The following is a 1,847-nucleotide window of genomic DNA, read 5'->3' as shown; positions in this document are numbered from 1 at the left end:
CTGCCGGCCCCGCACTTGGGCCGGCAGGCCGCAAACATCATCGGTCCCAGGTCCCTTTCGCGACGCCCCGTGTTTATGGTGCAATAGAGTCATCAGCACGTAGAAAGGAAACTGACCATGCTCGTCAATATTATTCTCGCGTTTCTCTTCCTCTTCGCCATTATTCGCGGCTGGTCCCGGGGAATCGTGGCGCAACTGCTGCACCTGGCCGGTTCCCTCCTGCTTTTCTTCATTGCCTGGTGGTATAACAAACCGGTGGGCGAATGGCTCAGCGGGCTGTGGCTCAAGTCCCACCCCGAGAGCAGTGCCTATGCCGGGGCGGTGGGCAACGTCATTGCCTTCTACCTGATCATGACCATCGGCGGCCTGATCATCTGGTGGATCACCAAAAAGACCCGCTGGTTCACGAAGTTCCCGGTCATTCACCAAATCAACGGTCTGCTGGGCGCGGTCCTGACCCTGGTCGTCACCGTCCTCTTCGCCACCCTCACCCTGGCCGTCCTCAGCCGCTGGCCGAACAATGACTTACAGCTGGCGATTCTAAACTCGTCTTGGGCCCAATGGCTTCTGACCCAGTCGCAAATCGTCTGGCGGGACGTGCTGGCCTGGCTGTTCCACGTGTCTGCCAGCGACCTGGCCAGCAGCCTGCTTTTCTTCTCCTGAGCAGAGCCTGTGCAGGACAAGGGCCGGCGTGATAGAGTACAATGCAATCAATGAAAAAACTTGAAGGAGGTCTGCTGTTGTGGCAGAACCAATTAAAATCGCATATCTGTACGAAGACCTCATGAATACCTACGGCGATTCCGGGGACGTGAAGATCCTGCGCTACCTGCTGAAGGAGCGGGGCGACGCCACCACCGTCACGAATGTCAGCCTGGGCGACGACTTCGACGCCAACGACTATGACTTCCTCTTCTTCGGCGGCGGTCAAGACTTCGAGCAGACGGTGGTCGCCAAGGACCTCCAGCGCCACCGGGAGACCATCAAGGACTACATCGAAGCCGGCAAGCCGATGCTCTGCATCTGCGGCGGCTACCAGTTCCTGGGGACCTACTACAAGATGAGCGACGGCACGGTCATTCAGTGCCTGAACATCTTGCCGCTGCACACCATCTTCAAGGCCGACGCGCGGATGATCGGCGACACGAAGTTCGTCACCCAATTCGGCCCGGCCCAGGCCTTTGAGAACCATTCTGGGCGCACGTACTTCGACGACAAGGAGAAACTGAAGCCGTTCGGTACGATGATTGAGGGCTACGGCAACAACCCGGAGGACCATACCGAGGGGATGCGCTACAAGAACGTCATCGGCAGCTACTCCCACGGGCCGCTGCTCAAGAACCTAAACATCGCCAACGGCATCGCTGACCAGATCGTCAAGAACCACCAGGCGCGGTTGGCCAGTGAGAAAAACGCAGCCGTTACTGCGTAGTTTTCTCCCTTTACTGACCCGGGTAATTACGGGCTCTGCCGATTGGACGGTAGGTTAGTTTTTGGCGTTGGCCCGGGTGACTCCGGGCTCACAGATTGGGGCTGGAACGCCGTGGGCACGACTTTGAGCCAATGCAAAGTGCGCATTGTCTCAAAGATCGGCCTTGATGTAAGCGGCAAAGCCGCTAACATCAATTTCACGGCTGAGCCCCAATCTGCTCCGCCCTCCGTCACCCTACATTCGCGGAGACTGGAACGGTCTCCCTCGACATGAAACCCTGGCAGCCTCCTCCCCCGATATCACGACAATCGCCTGCGAATTCAAAGTGTGGGCGGCCCCTCCGGCGAATACGTCCTGGAACCAAAGACTTTACGATCGGATAGGATGTAGGCGATTTGGGCCCGGAGCCAGGGGG

Annotated in this window: 2 protein-coding genes; both read left to right on the top strand. The window is 58.3% G+C overall.

Annotated elements, in window-relative coordinates; genetic code table 11:
- The first annotated feature begins 117 nt into the window (after positions 1–117).
- Positions 118–663: a CvpA family protein gene (locus L248_RS08975; RefSeq protein WP_022529872.1), complete on the top strand. Its 546-nt coding sequence runs from the start codon at positions 118–120 to the stop codon at positions 661–663.
- Positions 664–742: 79 nt separating this feature from the next.
- Positions 743–1,432 carry a type 1 glutamine amidotransferase gene (locus tag L248_RS08970; RefSeq protein WP_022529871.1) on the top strand — a complete coding sequence of 230 codons (690 nt, stop codon included), beginning with the start codon at positions 743–745 and terminating at the stop codon, positions 1,430–1,432.
- Positions 1,433–1,847: the final 415 nt, after the last annotated feature.

This window comes from Schleiferilactobacillus shenzhenensis LY-73 (genome assembly GCF_000469325.1).
GTDB lineage: Bacteria > Bacillota > Bacilli > Lactobacillales > Lactobacillaceae > Schleiferilactobacillus > Schleiferilactobacillus shenzhenensis.
Note: the sequence above shows the minus strand (reverse complement) of the source record. Positions and strands in the feature narration are given on the sequence as shown.

Bases quoted from the DNA above. Each gene is read 5' to 3' on its own strand.
- L248_RS08975 (WP_022529872.1), top strand. From the start codon at position 118: ATGCTCGTCAATATTATTCTCGCGTTTCTCTTCCTCTTCGCCATTATT.